Consider the following 25,845-nt stretch of genomic DNA (forward strand, 5'->3'; position numbering starts at 1 on the left):
TATGTTTCCTGGTATTCCTGTCATTCAGTACTAAATGAAAAAAGCCCCGGAAACTGGTTCCGGGGCTCGTTATATATAAAGTTAATTATCTCATATAAAACTATAACATGCCCAGAACCTACGACCACAACCTTTTGCAAAGGATGCCGGCGCTGTGTTCATATGTTTTTTTGACATTAGCATGTTTTAAATTGATTTGTTAAGGCCACAAAGATAAAATGATTATTACAATTTTAACAAATATTTCGCATATTTATTTTAAAAAACAATATGCCGGTAACATACTGTTACCGGCATCACAATTACATTATACCACAGGGGCATTAACAACAAAGGATATTAAAATGGTCGACCCGCTTATATAAGTAACATGCTTTCTGCATCTGATTCGGCTTTCTCTGCCTCTGCTCCTGCGTACTCATTTGCCAATCTTTGCATCTGGCGGATATGCCTTTCAATATGCTTTGTAAGAAAATAGATATACTGATAGATATCCAGTTTACCCAAATGGTTTACAGACATATTGGTTTGCACCAGAAAGCCTTCCCCGTTTTTAAGTAAACTAAGATTATACATAGATTGAGCAAACTGTTGTTTCAGTAAAACCCTGATATCACGCATATCCTGTAACCCGCTGGGTTCAAGATGTTCAGGCCTGATCCATCCAAAGGAACGGCTTCCTATCACATCAATCTTACTGAATGTTTCCTGGTAATTACCGGGAATAATGATCGAGTTACTGGTATTCTTACGCTCCAGCGCACGACGTGTACTTTTGTTTACTATCAGCAACAGGAAATAGTTTGTCAGGCTGATATGTTCCAGCACTTCACGGATATTCCATTGTCCGGCATCCGGTTTAAAATGCAACAGATCAGGTTCTTTTTCAAACCAGGTGTCCAACTCCCTGAAGTTGGTTAGCAAAGCCTCTCTTACAACTTGAATTACGTTTCTCATGATCTCTCTGTTTGGGGTTATGTCCCTACCTGATCCACTTTCTGTACGGGCAGCGCATAACGTATTATAGAATTATTATTGCCATTCTTATCATCCGGGCCTTTCAAAATAAAAAACCCGGCTCCTTCTAACGGACCGGGTTTGTATCACATAAGTCAATTATGTTTTTACATACCATGCCCGTGCAATCGCATCATCACCGCCGATAGTTTACGGCAGTGTATACACTTTACAGTTATCAAATTCTTTTCTTGCTCAATCATCATTTCGGCTCTTACAAAGCAAAAGGTCCCGCAATTCCTGCGGGACCTTTGTTTTATCATTTGGTAACTTTTATCGTTAGCATTTGGTGCAACATACCCGCAATTCATCTCTGACCTGCTTTTGTTTACAGGACATCGCTGAAATTGTATATTTTGGATTGCGTTTCATTTTTTTATTGCTACACAAAGATATTTTTTATTTTTTTTATTTACACATATTTCCTAATAAATTTTTTCTATTTGCGTATAGTCCGCAATCAGAATAACCGCAATTGAATCTGTGGACGCTGAAATAACTCAGTATTGTATTCAAACCGCTCCAGATTAAGACCATGCTTCTTCGTATGGATCTTGAACTGCTGCTTTATCAGGTCCGCAATATTACCTTCCCCTCTCATTCTTCTCCCGGCAACACTGTCATTTACCTGCCCTCCATGCATACTCTCAATCAGATGCCACACCTTATCAGCCCTGTCCGGGAAATTCTTATACAGCCAGTCATTAAAAATGATCTTCACCGCATCATTCAACCGTACCACAGTATATCCTGCGAACTTAGCGCCGTTTGCAGCCGCCGTTTCCAGTAACCCCGGCATCTCATGATCATTCAGCCCCGGTATCATAGGCGCCGTCATAACCCCCACAGGTACACCCAGTTCACTCAGTTCCTTCACTATCTTAAATCGTTGCTGCGCAGTAGTCGTACGCGGCTCCATTTTCAAACGCAGGTCCTCCTGCTGTGTAGTGACAGACACGTACACACATACCAGGTTTTGCGCCGCCAGTTGCTGCAGGATATACTTATCCCGCAATACCAGCGAATTCTTTGTAATGATACCTATAGGCTGTTTGTATTCCAGCGCTATTTCCAGCAGTTGCCGGGTAATGAACATTTTCCGCTCCAGCGGCTGATAACAATCCGTATTACCGGACAATGATATAGGCTTGGGTACCCAGTTCTTATTATCAAGGAATTTACGCAACAACTCAGGAGCATTCTTCTTTACAACGATCTTACGCTCGAAATCCAGCCCTGCACTCATTCCCCAGAACTGGTGGGCATTCCTGGCATAACAATAAATACAGCCATGTTCGCAGCCCTGGTAAGGATTCATGGAATACCACATCCCTACATCCGGACTATCCACTTTATTGACCAGGGTCTTCGCATGCTCCTCTATCACCTGCGTAGGTACGTCCGCCTGCCACCACTCATCTATCCCTTCTACATGTTCCTGTGCATACTCCTCTTTCAGGTATCTGTTCTTAGGATTCAACTGGGCTCCACGTCCCTTGTAATAAGGGTTCTCCGGAACCCCTTCCTGAAAAGGCAAGGTCATAGCTAATATTTTTAGTAAAAATACTAAATATATTAGCTAATTACCAAATTAGATAATCTGCATCTTCTGCATCAGGAAAGTTGCATTCTTATTCCTGGCCACTCCTTCCCTGATCCGGTAATCGAAAAACAGCTGATCTTCCCGTATCGTGCTTTCAAAACAATAGTTACTGATCTTCTGCGGATACGTCTCTTCCAGATGCCCCAGCTCCAGGTCATGCGTTGCGATCATCCCCAGGCAATGATATTGTAAAAAATGTTCTATCAGCTTGCGGGAACCCGATAACTTATCCTCGGAATTAGTTCCTTTCAGTATCTCATCCAGCAGGATAAATACCCTCTCCCCCGTTTTCAGCACTTCCACTATCTGCTGCAACCGTAATAACTCTGCCTGGAAATAAGACGTATGCTTCGCGATTGAATCCTTAATACGCATTGATGTCATAATCCTCATAGGACTACAGGCAAACGATTCCGCACACACCGGCATACCACTCAGCGCCAACAGCAAATTACTGCCTACACTGCGCAGGAAAGTACTCTTACCACTCATATTGGACCCCGTAATGATCAGGAAATGCTGCGGATCACCAATACGGATGTCATTACGCACACAATCCTCTGCAGGGATCAATGGGTGCCCTACTCCCTTTGCTACCAGTTGCGCCGTATGCTCATTTACCTGCGGATAAATATATTCAGGATGATTAAACGCAAAAGTAGCCATGCTGTTCAGCGCTTCCATTCTGGCTATTACATCCATCCAGCCGGGCACTTCTTCCTGGTAACGGGCCTTCCAGCGCTCTATGGCAAAAACACAATGCAGATCATACAATACAAAAGAGTTCAGGAACACCCCCACTATCAGGTTCATACGCTGGTCCAGTGCATTACAGATACGGGCCAGCCGGTGTAACGCTACATTGGCAGACGCGGCCTTTTCCTTATGTTCATTGAGCAAAGACGCTCCGTCAATTTCTTCTTCATTAATGAGCTTCAGCAATAAAGCAAACTTGCTTAAAATCTTCTCCTTATTAGAGATCAGCTGATGCTGCGCATTCACCTTTTTCACATTACTGCCCAGTATCAGCCAGTTAATACAAAGGAAAATACTGATAGGATAATACTCATCCGAAATGAAATAATACACGACAGAACCTATCAGCAAAGCCGGACTTACCCAGCGTACAATATTCAGCCATTTCTTTCTCAGGAACTCCAGCGGTAACTGCAACCATTTATACAGCGATGCCACATCCCCCGGCTTCTCCTTTGCCAGCGCAGATTGTGCAGTCAGCAACTGCCGGAACTTAAACCTCGGTACCAGCTTGTGAATGGCTTCCTGTGTATGCACAATATCCTGCACTTCCTTTAACGGCTCCTGCAGACAGTCGGCCAGTTTACGACTCCCCATCAGCGTACCCGTACGGTTCATATGAGAATAAAGAGAGGAATGCCCGAATACGTCCAGGTCCCCGGTAAAGGGATGCTGCTCATTCGAATATACTTCTCCGTCCTGAAAACCAGACTGACCGGTAGTTGCCAGCCTCCACTCTTTTTCATTCAGGTCCAGTAATGTCTTTGATAAAGTAAGATGGTCCTGCATGCCCTGATACTTACTCAGGATATACATAAATGCTACCGCCAGTAATACAACCGGTAATAACCAGATCGTTTCAAAATTATCCCGGAAATAAAAATATCCGCAAACTAATGCGGCAAGAAAACAGCAGAGCCTTACCCATCCAAGGCCACTCAGACGTTGTTGTAACTGCGAAATTTCAGCTTTGTAATCGTTAACCTGCTGTTCGTAAATAGTGATAGGGGTCATGGGTTATTTTATTGAAAAAGGGAGATCAGTTACGTCACTGATCTCCCAGCTATATTTAAGCATATTGTCTCTTCAGCAGTTCAGGGTACTCCAGACTCACCTTCATAATCAACTCTCCGAATAAAGTATTTACCCACGCAAACCATGGACGGGTAAATTTAGCAGGATCATTCTTGTGGAACGATTCATGCACAAATCCGGTATCACCATCCGTATTACGTATCGTACGCAAACACTCTGCTATTTCTTCTTTATCACTGCTCGTCAGCGCTTTCATAATAATACTCATTGGCCAGATGTAATCCGGACCGGTATGCGGACTACCTACTCCATCTCCGTATTTACCTTTGTAAAACCAGCAATGGAAGCTGCTCCATACAAAATGACGGGAGGCCTGATACAAAGGATCATCTGCGGTCGTATATCCGAGGTATGGAATAGACAACAAACTGGGTACATTGGTATCATCCAGGAATAAACGGTTACCATAACCGTCCACTTCAAAACCAAACATATTACCCAACTGCGGATGCGGAACGATCGCATACGCTTTGATAGCCCTGTCTACTTCATCTGCCAGCTCCATACACTCCTTTGTAAATGCAGCATCCTTAAATACCACCTCACTCATCTCCGCCAGCTGACGCAGTGACACTACGGCAAACATATTGGAAGGGATCAGGAACGGGAAAACGGTGGCATCATCCGAAGGACGGAAAATGGATACGATCAGTCCTACCGGCTGCATAGGTGCTCCCCAGCCTTTATTAGGTGCAGTATCCGACTGGATAGGCGTATTACGCTGGAACTTGTAAGGCCCGCGGTTTTCTTTACGCTGCTGCTCCTTAAATGTTTTAACGATCAGCTTTGCGGCCTTCTTATAAGTATCATTCAGTACACTGGTATCACCACTCTCTTTCCAGTAATGATAAGCCAGGCGCACTGTATAACAAAGAGAATCTATCTCCCATTTACGCTCATGCAGTTCAGGCTTCATTTCTGTAAGGTCAGTATCCCACTCACTGCCTGTTGGCCCTTCATTAAAGGCATTGGCATAAGGGTCTATCAGTATACATTTTGTCTGCCTGTTTACCACACCGGCAATCAGCTGTTTCAGCTTTTCATCTTCTTTTATCAATGGTAGATAAGGCCATACCTGCGCACTCGAATCTCTCAGCCACATCGCATTGATATCACCTGTAATTACAAATGTATCCGGACGGCCATTCTCCATCTTGAAACTTACCGTAGTATCCAGCGTATTCGGAAAGCAGTTTTCAAACATCCAGCCCAGTTTTGGATCGGAGATCTCTTTCTTAATATTGCTGATCGCCTTCTCTACACCCGCGCTGGTAAACTTACGCTGTGCAGGCAACGGACGCTTTGATACATATACTCCCTGACTGAATACAGCCTTGGGAAAACCCAATGCAACAGCGCCTGCCAGCAGACCGCCATTCCTGATAAAATCTCTTCTAGCCACCATTTCTGTAAAATGTTTTCTATAAACGTGAACAATAAGGGTGTAAAATAAAAAAATGTACGAATATTCCACTGTCACTTTTAGTAAATTACAACTTCTGCAGCTCCACGTTGCCGCACAACACGTCAAACACCAAAAACAATATGACTGATACACCAGTTCACAAGATCCGTATAGTAACAGCAGCTGCTCTTTTCGATGGCCACGACGCCGCCATTAACATTATGCGTCGCATCATGCAGTCCAAAGGTGCCGAAGTAATCCACCTGGGCCATAACCGCTCCGCAGCAGAAATCGTAGAATGTGCCATCCAGGAAGATGCCCAGGGCATCGCCGTTACTTCCTACCAGGGAGGACATGTGGAGTTCTTTAAATACATGTACGACCTTTTACAGGAAAATAACTGCGGACATATCAGGATCTTCGGCGGTGGGGGCGGCACCATCCTACCCTCAGAAATCCAGGAATTACACCAGTACGGTATCACCCGCCTCTATTCTCCGGATGATGGCAGGACCATGGGATTGGACGGCATGATAGAAGATGTCATCAACCGCTGCGACTTCGCCACTGTCAAAACACTCAACAAACAACCCGAAGCGCTCACCCAGCACGATTATAAACATATTGCGCAAACTATTACCATCGCTGAAAACGATCAGCTCCCCGATATACAATCCGACAAAGGCATTGTACTAGGCATCACCGGTACCGGCGGGGCAGGTAAAAGCAGCGTTACGGACGAAATAGTAAGACGCTTCTTACACCACTTCAGCGATAAAACAATTGCTGTGATCTCTGTAGACCCCTCCAAGAAAAAAACCGGCGGGGCACTACTTGGCGACCGCATCCGCATGAATGCCATCCATCATCCCCGTGCTTATATGCGCTCCTTAGCTACCCGCGAAAGCGATAAAGCCATCAGCGCACATATCCGGGAAATCACAGATATCTGCCGCATCGCCGGTTTCGACCTCATCATCCTGGAAACTTCGGGTATCGGGCAAAGCGACACCGCCATCACCGACTACTGCGATATATCCCTCTATGTAATGACACCGGAATACGGGGCTGCTTCCCAGCTGGAAAAGATTAACATGCTGGACTATGCAGACATAATTGCCATCAATAAATTTGATAAAGCAGGCGCCCTCGATGCCCTCCACGATGTACGCAAACAATACAAACGTAACCACGGACTATGGAGCGCTAAAGATGAAGAACTGCCGGTATTAGGCACCATCGCTTCCCAATTCAATGATCATGGCATCAACCAGCTGTTTGAAAAACTGCTGGCCATCATAAAAGAAAAGAAGGGCATCTCTTTCGGTCATGTTAAACATGAAAACAGTCGGGATACTGTCACCAAATCGATGATCATCCCGCCTTCCCGTACCCGCTACCTGGCAGAAATCACAGCTGCCATTAATGAGTATGCACAATGGGTGGATGAACAGGCCGCTATCGCCACTAAACTCTACCAGCTAAACGGCGCAAAAGGCCTCGTACCAGATCATGAAAGCCTGGACAATGCCATCAACGCATTAAGCAAACAACTCGATCCTGAATGTGATAAACTGGTCAAAAACTGGCCGGCTATAAAAGAAAAATATACAGCGGCATACTACGAATTCCAGGTAAGGAATAAGATCATCAAACTTCCTCTTTACACAGAAAGCCTGTCCCAGTCACGCATACCTAAAATAAGCCTGCCTCAGTATAAAGACTGGGGTGACCTGCTCCGCTGGCAGCTTACGGAAAACCTCCCGGGAGAATTCCCTTACGCAGCGGGTGTATTCCCCCTTAAAAGAGAAGGCGAAGACCCTACCCGTATGTTTGCCGGAGAAGGCGGTCCTGAAAGGACCAACAAACGCTTTCACTATGTATCCATAGATCAGCCGGCCATCCGGCTCAGTACGGCTTTCGACAGCGTAACGCTCTACGGCGAAGACCCTGCTCCCCGCCCGGATATCTATGGCAAAGTGGGTAACTCCGGCGTAAGCATCGCCACAGTAGACGACGCCAAGAAACTGTACAGCGGCTTCGACCTCTGCGATCCGAAAACATCGGTATCCATGACCATCAACGGTCCTGCTCCTATTCTCCTCGCATTTTTCATGAACGCGGCCATAGACCAGCAATGTGAAAAATACATCGCTCAGCATGGATTGACAGATCAGGTAAATGCTATTATCAAAGAGAAGTTCAAAGAACTGCCAAAATATAATGGAGAACTGCCTAAAGGCAACAACGGACTGGGATTACAGTTGTTAGGGATTTCAGGAGATGAAGTACTGGACAAAGAGATTTATGAAAAGATAAAAGCGCAGGCCCTCAGCTCCGCCAGGGGTACCGTGCAGGCAGATATATTAAAAGAGGACCAGGCACAAAACACCTGCATCTTCTCTACTGAATTTGCCCTCAAACTTATGGGCGATGTACAGGAATACTTCATCACCCAGAAAGTCCGCAACTTCTACTCTGTAAGTATCTCCGGTTACCACATTGCGGAAGCAGGTGCCAATCCCATTACACAACTGGCCTTCACACTCGCCAACGGGTTTACCTACGTAGAGTACTACCTGAGCAGGGGAATGAATATCGACGACTTTGCACCCAACCTTTCTTTCTTCTTCAGCAACGGTATGGACCCGGAATATGCAGTGATTGGCCGCGTGGCCAGGCGCATCTGGGCCAAGGCGATCAAGTATAAATACAAGGGGAACGATCGCTCCCAGAAGCTGAAATATCATATTCAAACATCCGGCAGAAGCCTGCACGCGCAGGAAATCGACTTCAACGATATCCGCACTACTTTACAGGCGCTCTATGCCATTTATGATAACTGCAACTCCCTTCATACGAACGCATACGATGAAGCCATCACCACACCCACAGAAGAAAGTGTGCGCAGGGCCATGGCCATACAGCTCATCATCAACCGCGAACTGGGTACCGCAAAAAATGAAAACCCCATCCAGGGGGCTTTCTTTATCGAGGACCTTACAGACCTGGTAGAAGAGGCCGTACTGGCAGAATTCAACCGGCTTACAGAACGAGGAGGGGTACTGGGAGCGATGGAAAGAATGTACCAGCGTAATAAGATCCAGGAAGAAAGCCTCCATTACGAATCCCTGAAACATAACGGTGAATATCCTATTGTAGGAGTAAACACCTTCCTGAATAAAAACGGCTCTCCTACCATCATTCCTTCAGAAGTGATCCGTTCTACCACAGCCGAAAAAGAATTTCAGATCAATACCCTGGCGGCCTTCCACCAGCGCCATCACCATAAAAGCGCTGCCGCATTAAAGAAATTGCAGGGAGTTGCTGTTAAAAATGGCAACCTCTTTGATGCATTAATGGAAACAGTAAAGCATTGTTCCCTGGGCCAGATTACCCACGCATTATATGAAGTAGGTGGCCAGTACAGAAGAAACATGTAGATAAAAAATTCCCCTGCATAAATACTTTATGCAGGGGAAAAGGTACGAGACCAGCATTACACTTAGCCGGATTTCATTGACGTGGAATTATAAAATAACTTACGTGGAATTTAATTAACGTGGAATCGATAACGTGGAATCATATAAAAGCAAAGACTTAACATGGAATCTATAAAGACATATGGAATCTATAAAAGCAAATACGGAATTTATAACGGCAAAGTGGAATCTATAAAGACATATGGAACTTATAAAGGCAAATAGAATTTATAAAGACAAAAAAAATATTTTGGTTACTACACTATCTTGTTCTTCGTATTCTTAGTTTTCAAGGAATAACCGCTCTACAGTCTTTGGCATTTGCGTCCTTGTAACTCCGATTTAAATTTTGGCTTTCAGTTACTTTCGTTTCGTTACACAATCTTAATTAATATTTTGTTAATAAAAAACTTTTCAAACATCTTTTTTCTAAAATAAATACGATTAAAATTTGATATTGCCACTTTTATAATGATTATCAATACTTTAACATAAGCCACAATAAACCTCAAACAATTTGTATTTTACGCTCAGTTAGCACTTTTATATGTATACGAAAGAAATAGAAATTAATTTATCACAATTAGCAAAGGAACTGTTAGGGCAATTGCAGCAAAAAGAAAGCAAAATTGCCATAGAGAAAACAATGGACGACCTGAGTCGTGTAATTATTTATAACGACTGGCGCTATTACGTGCAGAGCGAGCCTGTGCTTAGTGATTACGAATATGACCAGCTATATGCCTGGCTTAAAAAACTGGAAGCTGAACATCCGGACCTGGTAAACCCCGATTCTCCCACCCAGCGCGTGGCGCATGGCCTTACCAAAGCATTCCCCACCGTACAGCACCTGGTGCCTATGCTCAGCCTGGAGAACTCTTATAATGCGGACGACCTGAACGACTGGGACCGTAAAGCCCGTGAAATCAGTGGTCTTGCAGATATTGAATACTGTATAGAACCCAAGTTCGACGGTGCCAGTATCTCTCTTATATATGAGAACGACCGCCTGGTAAGGGGCGCTACCCGTGGTGATGGCGTATCCGGAGACGATATCACCACCAATATCAAACAGATCCGCTCCATCCCCCTTACGGCCAAATTCTCTGCCCACGGTATTCATTCCATAGAAATCCGCGGCGAAGTATTAATTAATAAAAGCACTTTCAAGGCTTTCAATGAGCAACGCGCTACTGAAAACCTGCCACCCATGGCCAATCCGCGTAATGCGGCTTCCGGTTCCCTCCGCATGGTAGATCCCCGGGAAGTAGCCAAACGTGGTTTAGAAGCCTTCCTGTACCACATGAGCTATCATACTATGGAACAGGATGAAACCGAACCGAAAGAAATACAAACACATAGTAATACCCTCGATCTCCTCTCAAAGCTCGGGTTCCGTACCCCTTCCAAAGAAAAAAGAGTGGTAAAGGGTATCCAGGCTGTAATAGACTATGTACTGGAATTTGAACAGAAAAGAGATGCCCTCCCTTACGAAATAGACGGGATGGTGATAAAAGTGAATGATTATGCCCTGCAGGACCAGCTGGGCATGACGACCCACCATCCGCGCTGGGCCATGGCCTACAAATTCAAAGCAAGGCAGGCTACCAGTAAACTGCGTAATGTGGAGTTCCAGGTAGGCCGCACCGGTTCTGTTACGCCCGTAGCAAAAATTGATCCTGTGCCTATCGGCGGGGTTACGGTTGCTTCCATTTCACTTTTTAATGAAGATGTAATAAAGGAAAAGGATTTGAAAATAGGTGATACTGTACTGGTTGAACGCGCCGGTGATGTAATTCCTTACATTGTAAAATCCGTGGCAGACCTGCGGGATGGCACAGAAGAGGACATTAAATTCCCTACGGAATGCCCTGTTTGTCACCATCCTCTCTTTAAACCGGAAGGTGAAAGCGTATGGCGCTGTATTAATATTAACTGCGAAGCGCAGGTAGTGGAACGCATGATCCACTTCGTAAGTAAAGATGCAATGGACATCCGCAGCCTGGGTGAAAGTAACATCCGTAAGTTCTACGATCTTAAACTGATCAGACACATCCCGGATATCTACACCATGGACTTTTCAAAAATAGAGCAGCTGGGAGGTTTCGGGCAAAAATCCCTGACCAACCTGCAAACCGCCATTGAACAGTCTAAAACCCAGCCCCTGCACCGCCTCATCTTTGGCTTGGGCATACGCTACGTAGGGGAAACAACTGCCAAAACACTGGCCAATGCGGCTCACCACCTGCTCGATTTCCGGGAATGGACAGAAGAGCAGCTCCTGGAACTGGAAGATATTGGTCCCAAGGTAGCTGGCAGTATCCGTCAGTTCTTCAGCAATGAGGACAACATTAAAATGCTGCAACAACTGGAAGAATTAGGCGTGAACTTAAAAAGTACCAAATCAGATCATCATACCGGCGGCAACCTGGAAGGCCAGACTTTCCTCTTTACCGGTACCCTCAACAAACTGAAACGCAGTGATGCGGAAGAAATGGTAGAAAAGCAGGGCGGAAAAATATTGAGTGGGGTAAGCAGCAAACTCAATTACCTGGTGGTAGGAGATGATGCCGGCAGTAAACTGGAAAAAGCAAAGAAGATCAATACGGTCAGGATTTTAAGTGAAGACGACTTCATTAACCTGATCCAATAAATACTATGGACGATAAATACTATATGCAGCAGGCCCTTCGTGAGGCCCGGAATGCTTTCGACGATGGCGAGGTACCTGTTGGTGCGATAGTGGTGCTAAATGATAAAATAATAGGCCGTGGCAGCAATCAGGTAGAGAAGCTGAATGATTGTACAGCCCATGCAGAAATGCTGGCTTTAACGGCCGCTTTTAACTACCTGGGAAGTAAATACCTGATGGAAGCCACCCTCTATGTAACACTGGAACCCTGCCTTATGTGTGCAGGCGCTCTCTACTGGAGTAAAATCGGCCGTATTGTCTACGCTGCACGCGACGATAAACATAGCTACAGGAAGTCTACCGGGGAAACAAACCCCTTCCATCCCAAAACCAAACTGGAACAGGGCCCCGGCGAAGCGGAAAGCCTTCAGCTGGTAAAAACCTTCTTCGAACAAAGAAGACCATAACAGACCACCACCTGTAAGGAAATGACCCAAAGACCTGTAAAACACAATAGGCTCCTCCGGAGCCCCGTGTTTGTAGTAAACAGAATTAAACAAAAAAGACTCCGTAGGAGAAGCTTTTGATTTGATGCAAAAAGGGTTTGAGGATAGTCTCCTCAAACCCTTTTTAATAATCTTCCAGGCCTTTTAACCGGGGCTCCTTCATGTCTCCTTCATACCTGAAGCATGGATGAAGCATGGAGCCTCCATATTAACCGCGCACTTTTATAATTATTTCTTGTTGTCCATCAGTTTATTCATACCCATCATCTGGTGCATGGTATGATCCATTCCCTCTGAAGAACCATCCAGGAATATCACGTTCCCTTTGGAATTCTCTGCAAAGTGCTTGATTGCCTCTGTCCACATAGAGAACAGGATCACTGAGGTATCCAGGTTGGCCTGCTGCATTTCTTTAGCTGCCATAGACATACCCTTGGCCACCTCCTCACGGAACAGTGCCACACCCATACCACGCAGCTGCGCAGCCTGACGCTCTGCTTCTGCCGCAATCTTGATAGCATTACCGTCAGCTTCCGCTGCTTTCGTCTTGGTGATCAGCAATGCCTGACCCTCATTCTCGGCGGCAGCCTTCAGGTTGTTAGACGCCACTACCTGTGCCATCGACTTCATGATCACCTCATCAAATGTGATATCATTCATCTGAAGGTCCAGTAAGTGGAAACCCCAGTCTTCCAGGGTTTTGTCAATCTGCTCTTTTACGTGTTCAGTAATGTCTTTACGCAAACCCAGCACTTCTGCCTGACGTTTGGTAGCCACAAAACCACGGATAGAGCCCTCAATGGTACGTACCAGTGCCTGCATGAAACTGCGTTCGTCCATGAACTTAAAAGCCACGTTCTTAATGGTTTCTTCATCCTGGTTCCACACAGCATACAATAACATGGCCTTGAAATACACATTGGCCTGATCCACCGTAATAGCCTGGAACTCAAGCTCTACAGAACGGTTTTGGATAGAAATACGTTTGAAGATCTTTTCGATCAGCGGAATCTTGAAATTAAGACCGGGGAACAATACTCGGTTATATTTCCCGAAAACGGTAGTAACTCCAATGGTACCCTGCTGTATCGTCACAAAGCTGGATAATACCACCAGCGCTGCGAAAACAATTAGCACATAAAGTAATGCCGTACCCATAAGGAAGGATTTTATGAGTAAATATATAGTAAAGTGTGGTAATATGGAAATTACGTAAGGTGAGCGGGTTAATGGGATAGGAAGACAAACAATGGAAGAAAGCTGAGCTAAAAACACAACGAATGAAAAAAAATAGCTTAGTTATATCCTTTGTTTTCTTCTGAAATAAATATAAACATCGTCCAGCTCTATCTGTTTAAGCTGGTATTCCAAATGGGTCTTTAAATCTACTGTCTCATCTTTGATCCTTTTGTACTGGTCCTTTAATATCTCATACTGCGCAACAATCTCTTCTGCTGTAGCAGCATCACTCAGTTGCAGGATGCTATAGGCGCTTTCCTCATTTATCATAGCAAGTAGGGTTATTTCATCGAATCTTTTTCCTGAAAATGTCTTTCTAACGTTCGGTTAATGTTTCACTAAATTAGGGGAGATTAATTTTTGCTCAAATACCCAAGCTTGGGTATTTTTCTGAAAACCGGGGGAAAAAGTCTTTAAACAATGTTAAATTATTGATACCCGACCTTCCTCGCCAGCGCGATCAGCTCAGTAGTGTTTCTTACCTTTAACTTCAGACGTATATTTTTCCGGTGGGTTTCTACGGTATAGCGGCTCAGGTTAAGTACCCCTGCTATTTCCTTATTATTCAACCCCTGTACGGTCAGCTTCAGTATTTCCATTTCCCGCGGCGTCAGTTTGTTCTGCAGGTCATCATTATGCCGGCGCAGTACATCCCGCATGGCTTCCGCCAGCTGGTCATTGGTATCCATGGCCAGGGTAAGGTCCAGGAAAGCACAGATCACTTCTTTCACCTTCCCCTCTTCATCCCGGGTAAAAGGAATAGCCATCCCTACCAGCCAGCACCAGTCATCGGTATCCCGTTTGCGGATACGTAATACCCCGCCAAAAAGGTTCTTATTTTCTTTAAAGGATTGCTGGGCTATCACCGCAAGATCAAAATCATCCGGATGCATCACCCGCTGAAAAAAACCAAGGCCGAGTGCAGTTATCTCTGCCAGCTTATAACCTGTGGTATCTTCCATCCGCTTATTACACCAGTTCACGGTCTTAACGCTGTTCTCGTGGGTGTAAAGCATGGCCGGCACGTTATCCAGTATATTTTCAAGCCACTGGATGCGCGTCTTCAATAGTTCGTTTTCCTTCTGCAAGGAATTGAGGGAATAGTTCTGGCCCATGTCAGAGTCTGTCAACATACATTAAGTTTTATACAAACAATAGTTGAAATTGAATGGCAGGAGGTTTAAAACAAAGTAACCTTTACGTGTATACGAACCACAATGCGAGACTAAAGTTGTTATAACACTTAACGTAAATATAAAATAAAAAAGCATATATCCAACGCTTTTGGTACGTGAATTGGGCAGAAGTACCTATATGTGTTTTGATATTTACCTTATTAGGCAGTAAATTTGAACACTCTTTAAACACAATATTTTAAAACAATAAAACATTAGGTTATGGCATTTACACTTCCGAGCTTACCGTATGCACATGATGCACTGGAGCCTCATATCGATAAACTGACAATGGAGATTCATCACGGTAAGCACCACCAGGCTTATGTAGACAACCTGAACAAGGCTGTTGCCGGTACAGAGAACGAGAACAAATCTCTGGAAGAACTGGTAGCTGCGGCTGGTAAAATAAGCCCTGCTGTAAGGAATAACGGTGGCGGTCACTGGAATCACAGTTTCTTCTGGGCTATCCTCGCTCCTAACGCAGGTGGCGAACCTAAAGGCAAACTGGCAGACGCAATCAAGAGCATCTTCGGTTCTTTCGATGAATTCAAAGAAAAACTGAACACAGCAGGTACTACCCGCTTCGGTTCAGGCTGGGCATGGCTGATCGTAAAAGATGGCAAACTGGAAATTACTTCCACTCCTAACCAGGACAATCCACTGATGGATGTTGCTGAAGTAAAAGGTACTCCTATCTTAGGCGTAGACGTATGGGAACATGCTTACTACCTGAAATATCAGAACCGCCGTCCGGAATACCTGAAAGCATTCTGGAACGTTGTTAACTGGGATGCAGTTAGCAAGCATTACGAAGCAGCAGTATAATTACTGATGATAAAAAAAGAAAGGGTGTATCATGAATCATGATACACCCTTTCTTTTTTTATCTATACTATTAAAGCTGCTTGATCTTCACATTCCTGAACCAGGCCTCACTGCCATGGTCCTGTAAATCTATATGCCCTTTCTTCGTAGCTCCATAACCTTTAGCATCCTTCCATTTTCCTGCTTCTTTTGCTTTCTTCCACTCCGGAGAGCCTATCTCATACTCGGCAGTTTTCTGCCCGTTCAGCCAGTGTTCCACATGCCCTTTGTTCACAATGATCTTTGCATGATTCCACTCACCTATTGGCTTGGCGGCGGCTACCAGTGGTGCGCTCATCGCATAGTTAGCGCCTGTCTTCTGCCAGCCTTCCAGTTTCTCAGGGAAGTTCTCATCATCTATCAGCTGGTACTCAGGACCACTCAGATAAGCGGCATCAAACTCTTCGGATGCCAGGTATATAATACCACTGTTCCCTTTCGGGGACATCTTCCAGTCGAGTTCTAACTCGAAATTATCAAATGTATCATTGCTTGTAAGGTCTGCACGCTTATCACTCTTATCCTTCTCACTTCCCAGGCAATGTAAAATGCCCTCTTCTGCTACCCATCCACTGGAAGTTTTGCCTTTATAGATATGCCATCCATCCAGGTTCTTTCCATTGAATAACAATTTCCATCCTTCGGATTTCTCTGCATCCGTCAACGTATTGGCAGTGCTGTCAGCAACAATTTCTGTAGCCTGTACAGCATCTTCTTTTTTAACAGTAGCCGTTGTATCTTCTTTAGAAGCCGTACTATTACCACCATTACAGGATATAACAGCTATAGCCATTACCGATAGAGCAGGAAAAAATAATTTCTTCATCATGATTATCGTTTTTATTTATTGATCGTTTTCAGATTCTTTGGGTCCCATTGCATGATCCTGTTCTGGAAATAACTATCGTTACACAACAACGCCGGCGCTGCTGCACGATACCCGAACAAAGCATCTTCATGTACTTTACCACCTGTTCTCATAGCTGTAAAAAGATTATAGAAGTGATCAAAGTGTGCGCCCTTGTATCCCTCTTCTGCGGCATATTCCATCTTCTCCGGAGGCAGCATATCTTTTCTCTCATACACATACTGTTTACCACTGTCCACATCTTTTTTACTTTGCAGCAAAGGATCATCAGTGGCCGCATACGCCTTGTTACGGTACAGCGTTACCTTATCCCATTCTACCGTCATAGATCCCTCACTTCCCACCATACGCAGGTAGTTGGTACCACCGGTGCCATCTACAAAATTCACACGCAAAGAAAGATTGAAAGCGGGGTGTATTTCGGTCTCAGGATAATCAAACATACCCAGCATAATATCCGGTACTTCCCGCCCGTCTTTCCAGTAACGAAGTCCACCGGTTGCCATGATCTTCTCCGGACCAATAGACCCTGTTACAAAATGCAGACTTGAAAACAGGTGTACGAACAAATCGCCGGATACACCAGTACCATAGTCTTTATAATTACGCCAGCGGAAAAAACGCAACGGATCAAATTCACGCTTGGGCGCATGCGCCAGGTAAGCGTCCCAGTCAACCGTTTTGGTAGAAGCATCCGCGGGAATGGGATACTGCCATGCTCCAAACGGAGACATACGCGCCCAGAAACCTTCTGCATAATTCAGTTTACCAATAGCGCCGTCCTTCAGTAATTGCTTCGCCTTCTCATTGCCCAGGGAACTCATGCCCTGGCTTCCCACCTGGAATACGACCTTCCCGTTCCGCTGCTGGGCATCCACCACAGCAGGGCCTTCCGTAATATCATGCACCATAGGCTTCTCGCAATACACGGATTTGCCTTTGTTCATAGCGGCCACAGAAATGTCTTTATGCCAGAAATCAGGTGTGGCAATGATCACCGCATCCACATCTTTCCGTTCAAGGATTTCCCGGTAATCACGGGTGGTATAAATATCACTGCCCCATTTCTTCTTCGCATCTGCCAGTCGTCCATCATACAGATCGCAGGCTGCTATCAGCTTTACGCCCGGTACGGTGATGGCCGTATTGGTATCAGATGTTCCCATCCCTCCTGCCCCGATCAGTGCTATCTGGATCTGATCATTTGCACTATACTTTTCCTTTACACGGGTCAGTAAGCTTCGCTGTTTATCTGCAGCGGTCAGAATGTTGGGTAATAAAGAGGCTCCTACTACTCCCTTGGCCAGTTTGGTGATAAATCCCCTGCGGGAATTGCGGTTAGAATTTTCAGGCATGCTACTTAGTTTAGTTTACAATAACGTGATGGTAGGTCGAGAACTTTAATTTATAATTAAAATGCGGGAAATCATAATTATAGCCGTAAACATAATTGGCTAACGGAAATTTTTTAATGTATTCCAATACCTGAAATAGGTCCTGATCTTGTTCCTGTTCTATTCCTCTTTGCATAAATCAGGTTCCCAAATCCATAAAAAAAGGGTGTATCAAGATAAATGATACACCCCTGATATTTTTACACAGATAATAATCTACTGTAGTAATTTCTGATAACGATCAGGCTGATGTAATACAGCCACTGCTTCATTCACTTCATTATCTGTAGTTAAAGACTTTTCTATACGTCCTCTCTGCAGATAATAACGGTTCACAATCTCTTCTTCCAGCAGGTGTTTGATCTCTACTTTATTTTTCAACAGGTCCTGTTTCTTATCATGTTTCATTTTCTGTTGCAATGCATCAAATTCCTTTGCCACTGCATCATAATATTTCTCTTTACGGGCCGTATTCTGGAAACTTTCCAGGGCTTCTTCACTACGGGTTTTATAACTGTAGTTACGTCCGTCCAGGTAATGCATAAAATCAGAGAAATCATCTTCGCTCAGAGAGAACTTCCCGGCAGCAGCAATACTGGGATGCTGGTAATAATACTGTGTAGCATAATCGAATATGTACAACTTGCGGATAAGTGTCACAGCTACCTGGCTCAGCAAAGTAGGGTCCACCACATCATCCGGTTCTATACCGCCACCATCTTTTACTTTACGGCCTGCGGCAGTAGTAAAGGCACGGCGCATGGAATCAGGTACTATTTCAGCTTCTCCCTCTTCACTTCTGTGAGAGTAGTCAATCGCCTGTATGCAACGGCCACTTGGCGTATAATATTTGGCAGTAGTCACTTTCAGCTTCGCATTATAAGGAAGTGGGCGGGTAGTTTGTACCAGTCCCTTACCAAAAGAACGCTGCCCTACAATCACCCCACGGTCCAGGTCCTGTACGGCCCCTGCCACGATTTCTGATGCAGAGGCAGAGGAACGGTTGGTCAGTACTACCAGCGGAATCCTGGCGTCTACTGCAGCATCTTCTGTTCTATAGTCCCGGTCCCAGTTCTTTACTTTTCCTTTGGTACTTACAATCAGTTTATTCTTGTCTACAAAGATATTGGCCACCAGCACCGCTTCATCCAGCAATCCCCCCGGGTTTCCCCTAAGGTCCAGGATCATGCCTTTCATACCGGGGTGGTCTTTTTTCAGGTCTTCGAAAGACTTCTGAACAGCTTCCCCGCTGTTTTCAGTGAATTGGGTCATACGGATATAGCCGATGTCGTTCCCGGTCATACCGGCATAACTCACCGGCCGCACATTAATTTCTTCACGTAATATCTTCTTCGCTGTTTCTTCTCCTGTTACCGGGTTCTTTAACACCATCTCCAGGGGAGTACCCGGCACGCCTTTCAGCAGGTGACTGATCTCGTCCTGGTCCATTCCCTGTGCTTTTTTCCCGTCCAGGGATACAATGATATCTCCTGGTCGGGCCCCTGCCTTATGCATAGGACTTCCTTCATAAATATCCGTGATCACGGTACGGCCGCTGTCTGTATTTACAGAAACACCTACGCCTCCATATTTGCCGGTAGCCATGAACTTCAGTTCGTCCAGGTTTTCTTCCGGGATAAAGTCGGTATACGGGTCCGTTTCTTCCAGCATGGCATCTATTCCTTTATGCATGAGTTTCTCCGGCGGCAGATCGTCCACATAATAGGTATTCAGCTCCCTGTAAAAGGCGGCAAAAATGTCGAGGTTCTTGGCGATCTCAAAGTATTTGTCCTTGTCACTGTAAGCCTTGATACTGGTCCCGGCTACTACGATCAGCAGCACGACCAACACTACCCTTCCCTTTCTTTGAAAAAATGAACGCATAGGTAAAAGTTAAATTAATAAGCTACTGTAAGCTACAAGTTAATTGAGAATCAGAAAAGTTAAATTAAGGCACAGGATCATGCCCATGTCCACCCCAGGGATGGCAGGAAAGGAAGCGTTTGAGGGTCAGATAGCCTCCTTTGAATATTCCGTGCTTTTTAAGGGCTTCTATGCCATATTGAGAGCAGGTAGGGGTATACCGGCATTTGTTACCCAGCAAAGGTGAAATAAACCATTGGTAGATCCTGATAAGGAAGATGAACGGGTAACTGAAGATCTTCATAATGCCGGTTTATCTGGCAAGGCCAGTTTAAGCACTTCTTTCTCGAGCTTCTTTAAAATTACGGAAACTTTCTCCTGTAAGAGGGGGTAAGGAGCTATTTTCTTATCTGTATAGATAAAGAAAATGGCCAGCTGGCAGGAGTGTTCAGCCAGGTAGTCATAAAAAGGCTGTTTTTGCAGACGCCAGCACTCACGTGTAAGCCGCTTTACGCGGTTACGGTCTACTGCATGAGGGAACCGCTTCGTAGAAACAGTAAAGCCTGCCTGGGCGGGATATTTACTGCCAGGGTGATCTACCCGCATAAAAAGTACACGGTAGGGAAAAACAGAAAACGCTTTTCCTTCCCGAAAAAGCGTTTCAATGAGTTTTCTGCTTTTTAACCTTTCTTCTGTGTTAAAAGAATAAGTTTTTATGGCAAGTCTGATTTATCAACCCAATAGCGATACAATTCCTTCTATCAAGATCCAGCCTCAAAGCCTGCCAGCAACTATGTGCTATGCAGTGACGGGGCTGATCTTATTTCAGCTTCCGCTCGTCAGAAACAGTTAATTTCTTACGTCCTTTAGCTCTGCGGGAAGCTAATACTTTACGGCCGTTAGCAGTTTCCATTCTCTTTCTAAAACCATGAACGCTCTTTCTGCGTCTGTTGTGCGGTTGAAAAGTACGTTTCATTTTAATATTTTGTTTTTACCTGTACTATACTAAACACTTTCCCGTTTTGCGGAAGCCTGTTTTTAAAACGGAAGGCAAAGGTAGGGAAAAATCTGAAAAAGCAAAGGGGAATTTAAAAAAATTGCCCCGGCTTTAATACCGGGGCATATTTAATACAATTATTTACGGGATTACCGGATTACTTGATACCCAGCTTAATTTTCACAGCAGGAGCCAGATCATCGCTTGCCGGAGATACCAGCAATACACCTGCTGAGCTGTCCAGTACATAAGCATAACCTTTTTCCTTAGCTACATCTTCGATCGCTTTACGGGCTTTATCGTAGATCGGTTTCAGGATTTCCTGACGTTTAGCTTCGATCTTCTGCTGAGCAGACTCCTGGTAGTCCTGGATGTTCTTCTGTGCAGTCTGAATCTCTTTACCCTTAATTTCTTTCATATTGTCGGTCATGCTGGCCGCACTTGCGTCAAATTCTTTCAGTTTTTTCTGGTACTCATCAATCAACCCTTTACCATCTTTATCCAGTTCTTCTGCATACGCCTGCAGAGATTTCTGCGCTGTCTGCGCTTCAGGCATTGTTTCAATCAGTGCCTGTGCATTAATGTGTCCTACTTTGGACTGTGCCATTGCATTTACGCTGAACAATCCTGAAACTGTCACAAAAGCGATAATTACATACTTCTTCATGATGTTGTCTGTGTTTAAAAAATTTTGATACTAAAACTAAGGTTTAAAATGGTATAAAGGTCTATTTCTTAACGCCTAACGAACGTAATATATCATCGCTCTTATCCAGCTTAGGATCTGCAAAGATAACTGTTACTCCCCCCGACTTATCAAGTACAAAATCGTACATACGGGCTGCTGCCAGTTTCTGTACGGCATTGTATACTTTATCCTGTATTGGCTTGATCAGCTCCTCACGCTTCTTGAAAAGATCCCCTTCATACCCGAAACGCTTCTTCTGCAGATCCTTGGCTTCTTTCTCCTTAGCCACGATCTCGTCTTCACGCTTGTGTTTCAATTCATCTGTCAGCATTACCTGCTCTGCCTGGTAAGATTTATACATCTTATCTATTTCCAGGAACTTGGCATCTATTTCTTTCTGCCATTGTTCTGCTATTGCATCCAGCTTTCCCTGCGCTTCCTTATAATCCGGAACATTATCCAGGATATACTTGGTATCTATTACACAATAACGCTGCGCACTGGCTCCAAAGGCCGAACAAAGAACAACAGCTAATATGAGACATATCTTTTTCATAATTCCGGGTTTAAATTATACTGCAAATCGGATTTGCAATATATAATTTAAAATTAATTCTACCCTTATTCTGGTTCAAAGCCCAGCATAAAGGTGAATTTAGCCGCATCCTTCAGACCACTGCCTGTTTTCAAACGGTCAAATCCAATACCATAGTCAAATCCAAGCAAACCAAACATCGGCAGGTAAAAACGCATACCTAAACCCGCTGAACGGCGCAACCTGAACGGATTGTAATCCTGTACGTCCCTGTAACCATTCGCTGCTTCCAGGAAAGCCAGACCAAAGATCGTAGAACTTGGATTCAGACTGAACGGATAACGCAACTCCATGATATATTTGTTGAAGATCGTGAAACCTTCATATCCTCTTGGCTGACTGTTTTCCACGTTGCTCTTTGGATCAGATGTATAATATACAGGATAACCTCTCTGGGAGATGATATCACGGTCGTAGATCGCAAAGTTGCTCAAACCATCACCACCCAGCTCAAAGCGGCCGAACGGAGATAAGGTGGTACGATTGTCATAACGGCCAATGTAACCAAACTTAGCAGCTACCTTCAGTACAAACGTTTTGTTGTCTGTTCCGTGAGGACGGCTCAATGGTACATACCATTCTGCATTAAAGCGGTATTTCTGGTACTCGATGAAATTAAACTGGTTGGATACTGATTCCAGTTTGTAATCCTTGCTGGGATTAAATACGGAATAAGGAGGAGTGAACTGTCCGGATAACAGGAAGTTAGAACCATTCCTCGGGAAGATCTGCTGATCCACTGAAGAACGTGACAATGTCAGTTTTAAGTTCACGTTATTGGAAGTACCGTTAGAGAACCCGATGTTAAAGTAATCGTAGTTCTTCAGTTTGTACTGCTGATAGTTCACAGAGTAAATGAGGGTGAAATAGTCATCAGGCCATTTCAACTGCTTACCCAGTGATACGGAAGCACCCAATACTTTAAAGTAAGCATTGGAAGAACTGGCCGTACCATACAAAGCCGCATAAGCGTATGGGTTCTGGTAACTGTTATAGAAACTTACAGAAAACTGGTTTCTCTTTTTACCACCCAGCCAGGGCTCTGTGAAAGAGAAGTTATAAGAACGGTATGCCTTACCATTGGAAGATACACGTACCGATAATTTCTGTCCGTCTCCACTTGGTAACGGGTCCCATGTCTGTTTGTTAAATATATTACGGAGAGAGAAGTTGTTGAACGTTACACCCAGCGTACCGGTTAAACCGATATAACCACCCCAGCCCGCAGACAGTTCCAACTGGTCATTTGCTTTTTCTTCAACAGTATAATCAATGTCCACGGTACCGTCCTGGATATTAGGCACCGGCACCATACCGATCTTTTCAGGGTTAAAGAAACCCAGGTTAGCGATCTCACGGTTGGAACGGATCAGATCCGTACGACTGAATTTCTCACCTGGTAATGTACGCAGCTCACGACGGATTACGTGTTCGTTGGTTTTTTCATTACCTGCAATACGTACTTCTTTAATAGTAGCCTGAGGACCTTCAGAAATCCTCACCTCATAATCTATGGTATCTCCACGGATCCCGATTTCAACAGGGTCTGCACGGAAAAACAGGTAACCATAGTCCATGTATAAACCACCTACGTCACCACCTTCAGATGACAGCAAACGTTTCTGTAAAATTTCCTGATTGTAAACATCTCCTGGTTTGATACCCAGTACACGACCCAGTAAAGAATCCGTGTAACGGCTGTTACCTTTCCAGGTAATGTTACCGAAGTAGTATTTCTTACCCTCGCTCACCTGCAGGCTCACATTCACACCACCATTACGGGATTTGTAGGTAGTATCTCTTACCAGTACCGCATCACGGAAACCCTGGGTATTATAATAAGCGATTACCTTTTCTTTATCTTCTGTATACTTACCCTCATTGAACTTGGCAGAGGAGAACAGTTTAAAACGGAAGTAAGGGTCCAGCGCTTCCATTGTACGGGAAGGATACAGGAACCCGAAAGTAGACCAGTAATTTTCCGGCTGCTCCAGGGAATCCACCCATACAGGCTCAGAATCAGGGTGAATGGTAAACCGGGAATGCTCCTTGGTACCCTTCATCTTCTTCTTGATCTTAGAATCGGAAATGTTCTCGTTACCTACAATGTAGATATCGTTTACTTTCACTTTACCCCCCTTTATAACGGTAAACACCACATCCGTTGCGTTTACCTGCGCAGTATCGGTCCGTTCCGTCACAGTCACAGTGGCGTTGCGATATCCTTTATCTGCATAAAACTTAGAGATGATCCCGATCGCATTCTGTTTCATGGCTTCAGTTACTACTGAGCCCTTACGCAGACTGGCCTTTTTGGTCAGCTCTTCCGCGTCAGATTTTTTAACGCCTCTGAAAATGAAGTTATTAAGACGGGGACGTTCCACCAGCTCAATTTCGAGCCAGATCTTACCGTCTTCCACCTTCAATACGTAAATGGCGACGTTCGCAAACAGATGCTGCCCCCAGAGAGCCTGTATCGCTTTTGCAAACTGATCACCGCCGGGGTAAACTACCTTATCGCCTACATTCAGGCCAGATAAAGAGATAAGCAATGATTTATCGAGGTACTGTGTACCTGACACCGTAATGTCAGCTATTTCATACTGCTGCGGCTGTGCATTTCCCAATGGTAAATTCAGTCCCACTGGTTGGTCTGCTGCAGGGATAGTATCCCGTACCTGGGCGGATACACGAATGCCGGCACTGCAACATAATACTATAGCCAGGAGGCTCTTAGGAAATAATTTCTTCATTCTGCTGTATTTGATCGCTTGTTTTACCAAAGCGCCGTTCTCTGGTCTGGTAGTTTAATATTGCTTCGTAAAGGTGTTCTTTGCGGAAATCCGGCCAGCGGGTATCTGTGAAATACAGCTCCGCGTAAGCCAGTTGGTATAGTAAAAAGTTACTGATTCTGCATTCTCCGCTGGTTCTGATCATTAATTCAGGATCAGGTATCGTAGCAGTACACAGGTATTGCTCCCACATCTCAGGCGTTACCGCCTCCGGTGTCAGCTTCCCGTCCTTCACATCCTGTGCAATGTTTCTCGCAGCATTCACAATCTCCCACCTGGCGCTATAGCTCAGAGCCATTACCAGGTTTAAGCCGGTGTTCTGACTGGTTAAGGCCATTGCCTCTTCCATTTCAGTTTTACACTGGCCGGGTAACATGTTCATGTCTCCGATTACATGCAATCTGATGTTATTTTTTGATAACGTAGCTACTTCATTGCGGATAGTGTTCACCAGCAACTCCATAATCCCGTTAACCTCGTAAACAGGACGATCCCAGTTTTCTGTTGAAAAGGCATAAAGGGTGAGATACCCAATGCCCAGTTCTGCACAAGCTTCCGTAATATTCCGGACACTTTCCACCCCCTCATGATGACCGAAAAGCCGGTCCTGGCCTCGTTCTTTAGCCCAACGGCCATTACCATCCATTATGATGGCGATATGTCGTGGTAACCGTTGTAAGTCTAATTTATCCTTCAAACTCATGTGTATCTGCGGCGGATTATATATATCGAACCGATTTAAGTAAAAGTGTGCAAAGATACAAAAATAGATATATGGCTCTCCCTGCAAAGGGTGAAGGGGGGTTTTAACGTAGTTTTAACAGCGAAATCCTTTACCGTAGGCAGTTTCCTCTTCGAAGAAGTTTGAATT

Annotated in this window: 21 protein-coding genes; 4 read left to right on the forward strand and 17 right to left on the reverse strand. The window is 44.7% G+C overall.

All coding sequences use genetic code 11. From position 1 onward, the window contains the following. Positions 1–357: 357 nt before the first annotated feature. The 4 genes from GO495_RS26025 to GO495_RS26040 form a co-directional block, all read right to left on the reverse strand. Complete coding sequence (locus GO495_RS26025; RefSeq protein ID WP_157302889.1) at positions 358–957, reverse strand: DinB family protein; 600 nt, start codon at positions 955–957, stop codon at positions 358–360. A 520-nt stretch (positions 958–1,477) separates the two neighbouring features. Then, positions 1,478–2,560, reverse strand: a complete 1,083-nt coding sequence (locus tag GO495_RS26030; protein WP_157302890.1) for a PA0069 family radical SAM protein — start codon at positions 2,558–2,560, stop codon at positions 1,478–1,480. Positions 2,561–2,608: 48 nt separating this feature from the next. Continuing rightward, a complete protein-coding gene (locus GO495_RS26035) occupies positions 2,609–4,390 on the reverse strand; it encodes a MutS-related protein (RefSeq protein ID WP_157302891.1) in 1,782 nt (593 codons plus the stop codon). Positions 4,391–4,445: 55 nt separating this feature from the next. Then, positions 4,446–5,876, reverse strand: coding sequence for a glycoside hydrolase family 125 protein (locus GO495_RS26040; protein ID WP_157302892.1), 1,431 nt, complete (start codon positions 5,874–5,876; stop codon positions 4,446–4,448). A 140-nt stretch (positions 5,877–6,016) separates the two neighbouring features. Here GO495_RS26040 and GO495_RS26045 point away from each other — a divergent pair, with 140 nt between their 5' ends. The 3 genes from GO495_RS26045 to GO495_RS26055 all read left to right on the forward strand — a co-directional run bounded on the left by GO495_RS26045 (position 6,017) and on the right by GO495_RS26055 (position 12,457). Beyond that, a complete protein-coding gene (locus tag GO495_RS26045) occupies positions 6,017–9,319 on the forward strand; it encodes a methylmalonyl-CoA mutase family protein (protein WP_157302893.1) in 3,303 nt (1,100 codons plus the stop codon). Between the two features lie 586 nt (positions 9,320–9,905). Beyond that, entirely contained in the window at positions 9,906–12,011 is a 2,106-nt protein-coding gene (ligA, locus tag GO495_RS26050) for an NAD-dependent DNA ligase LigA (RefSeq protein WP_157302894.1), read from the forward strand. 5 nt (positions 12,012–12,016) lie between these two features. After that, positions 12,017–12,457, forward strand: a complete 441-nt coding sequence (locus tag GO495_RS26055) for a nucleoside deaminase (protein WP_157302895.1) — start codon at positions 12,017–12,019, stop codon at positions 12,455–12,457. Between the two features lie 267 nt (positions 12,458–12,724). Here the strand turns inward: GO495_RS26055 and GO495_RS26060 are convergent, their stop codons facing one another. The 3 genes from GO495_RS26060 to GO495_RS26070 all read right to left on the reverse strand — a co-directional run bounded on the left by GO495_RS26060 (position 12,725) and on the right by GO495_RS26070 (position 14,868). Then, positions 12,725–13,654: an SPFH domain-containing protein gene (locus GO495_RS26060; RefSeq protein ID WP_157302896.1), complete on the reverse strand. Its 930-nt coding sequence runs from the start codon at positions 13,652–13,654 to the stop codon at positions 12,725–12,727. Between the two features lie 141 nt (positions 13,655–13,795). Then, a complete protein-coding gene (locus GO495_RS26065) occupies positions 13,796–14,005 on the reverse strand; it encodes a hypothetical protein (protein ID WP_157302897.1) in 210 nt (69 codons plus the stop codon). 158 nt (positions 14,006–14,163) lie between these two features. After that, positions 14,164–14,868 carry a LuxR C-terminal-related transcriptional regulator gene (locus GO495_RS26070; protein ID WP_157302898.1) on the reverse strand — a complete coding sequence of 235 codons (705 nt, stop codon included), beginning with the start codon at positions 14,866–14,868 and terminating at the stop codon, positions 14,164–14,166. A gap of 264 nt (positions 14,869–15,132) precedes the next feature. Between GO495_RS26070 and GO495_RS26075 the strand changes: the two genes are divergently transcribed. Beyond that, complete coding sequence (locus GO495_RS26075; RefSeq protein ID WP_157302899.1) at positions 15,133–15,738, forward strand: superoxide dismutase; 606 nt, start codon at positions 15,133–15,135, stop codon at positions 15,736–15,738. Between the two features lie 70 nt (positions 15,739–15,808). Here GO495_RS26075 and GO495_RS26080 read toward each other — a convergent pair whose 3' ends face one another. The 10 genes from GO495_RS26080 to GO495_RS26125 all read right to left on the reverse strand — a co-directional run bounded on the left by GO495_RS26080 (position 15,809) and on the right by GO495_RS26125 (position 25,677). Next, a complete protein-coding gene (locus GO495_RS26080; RefSeq protein WP_240915338.1) occupies positions 15,809–16,606 on the reverse strand; it encodes a 3-keto-disaccharide hydrolase in 798 nt (265 codons plus the stop codon). Between the two features lie 11 nt (positions 16,607–16,617). Next, positions 16,618–18,000, reverse strand: a complete 1,383-nt coding sequence (locus tag GO495_RS26085) for a Gfo/Idh/MocA family protein (RefSeq protein ID WP_157302900.1) — start codon at positions 17,998–18,000, stop codon at positions 16,618–16,620. A gap of 255 nt (positions 18,001–18,255) precedes the next feature. Then, a complete protein-coding gene (locus GO495_RS26090; protein WP_157302901.1) occupies positions 18,256–19,923 on the reverse strand; it encodes a S41 family peptidase in 1,668 nt (555 codons plus the stop codon). Between the two features lie 64 nt (positions 19,924–19,987). Then, a complete protein-coding gene (gene yidD, locus GO495_RS26095; protein WP_157302902.1) occupies positions 19,988–20,206 on the reverse strand; it encodes a membrane protein insertion efficiency factor YidD in 219 nt (72 codons plus the stop codon). After that, positions 20,203–20,631, reverse strand: coding sequence for a ribonuclease P protein component (locus GO495_RS26100; RefSeq protein WP_338075476.1), 429 nt, complete (start codon positions 20,629–20,631; stop codon positions 20,203–20,205). The genes yidD and GO495_RS26100 overlap by 4 nt, the downstream gene beginning before the upstream one ends. 91 nt (positions 20,632–20,722) lie before the next feature. Next, positions 20,723–20,878: a 50S ribosomal protein L34 gene (gene rpmH / locus GO495_RS26105; protein WP_012788729.1), complete on the reverse strand. Its 156-nt coding sequence runs from the start codon at positions 20,876–20,878 to the stop codon at positions 20,723–20,725. A 178-nt stretch (positions 20,879–21,056) separates the two neighbouring features. Further along, positions 21,057–21,566: an OmpH/Skp family outer membrane protein gene (locus GO495_RS26110; RefSeq protein WP_157302903.1), complete on the reverse strand. Its 510-nt coding sequence runs from the start codon at positions 21,564–21,566 to the stop codon at positions 21,057–21,059. A gap of 61 nt (positions 21,567–21,627) precedes the next feature. Beyond that, a complete protein-coding gene (locus GO495_RS26115) occupies positions 21,628–22,143 on the reverse strand; it encodes an OmpH/Skp family outer membrane protein (protein ID WP_089781991.1) in 516 nt (171 codons plus the stop codon). A gap of 65 nt (positions 22,144–22,208) precedes the next feature. Continuing rightward, a complete protein-coding gene (locus GO495_RS26120; RefSeq protein WP_157302904.1) occupies positions 22,209–24,935 on the reverse strand; it encodes a BamA/OMP85 family outer membrane protein in 2,727 nt (908 codons plus the stop codon). Beyond that, positions 24,916–25,677 carry an isoprenyl transferase gene (locus tag GO495_RS26125; RefSeq protein ID WP_205691330.1) on the reverse strand — a complete coding sequence of 254 codons (762 nt, stop codon included), beginning with the start codon at positions 25,675–25,677 and terminating at the stop codon, positions 24,916–24,918. Before GO495_RS26125 ends, GO495_RS26120 begins: the two co-directional genes overlap by 20 nt. Positions 25,678–25,845: the final 168 nt, after the last annotated feature.

Origin of the sequence: Chitinophaga oryziterrae (assembly GCF_009758125.1) — a bacterium.
GTDB classification, from domain to species: Bacteria; Bacteroidota; Bacteroidia; order Chitinophagales; family Chitinophagaceae; genus Chitinophaga; species Chitinophaga oryziterrae.